This window comes from Agrobacterium sp. MCAB5, from assembly GCF_052114365.1.
Classification (GTDB): domain Bacteria; phylum Pseudomonadota; class Alphaproteobacteria; order Rhizobiales; family Rhizobiaceae; genus Agrobacterium; species Agrobacterium tumefaciens.
The window spans coordinates 1-789 of record NZ_JBFREP010000077.1; the positions used below are offsets into that span (position 1 = coordinate 1).

Here is a 789-nt window from a genome sequence, read left to right on the forward strand (position 1 = left end):
GCATTGCCGATTGACGAAGAGACGGGTGCGGTTTACGCCAGCACCGTTCCCGGCAAGATGCATGCCTGCGGCCACGACGGCCACACGACCATGCTTCTGGGCGCCGCCGAATATCTTGCCTGCACCCGGCGTTTCGACGGCACCGTGACGCTGATTTTCCAGCCAGCCGAAGAAGCCGGTCAGAACAGTGGCGCGCAACGGATGATCGCCGACGGCCTGTTCGAGCGTTTTCCAATCGACGCTATTTTCGGCCTGCACAACCATCCGGGTATGCCAGCGGGCGCACTTCTGACGCGTCCAGGTCCGATCATGGCGGGCGGCAACACGGTGCGCATCACCATCAAAGGCAAGGGTGGCCATGCCTCGCGTCCGCACCTAACTATCGACCCCGTTCTCGTGGCCTGCAATCTCGTCGTCACGCTGCAATCCATCGTATCGCGCAATGTCGACCCGACCCAGACGGCGGTTGTCACGGTCAGCACGATCCACGCAGGCGAAGCCTCCAACGTCATTCCGAATACGGCAAAGATCTCGATGAGCGTGCGCTTCTTCGATCCGGCCATTGCCGAGTTGCTGGAAGATCGCATCCGCAAATTGACGGAGAGCGTCGCCGAAGGCCACGGCGCAACCGCCGAGATCGAATACGAATACGGTTATCCTGTTGTCGTGAATTCGGAAGCGGAAACGGCGTTCGCGCGCGAGGTAGCCGAGGAGTTGGTCGGTACCGACAACGTTTCCACCTGCCCACCCCTGCCCGGCAGTGAAGACTTTGCCTATTTCCTCCACCAC

Annotated in this window: 1 protein-coding gene; it reads left to right on the top strand. The window is 61.0% G+C overall.

Going from position 1 to position 789, the window contains the following annotated elements; translation table 11 throughout:
• Positions 1-789: amidohydrolase (locus tag AB4Z23_RS27390; RefSeq protein WP_441361175.1), on the top strand; the 789-nt coding region annotated here is incomplete at both ends.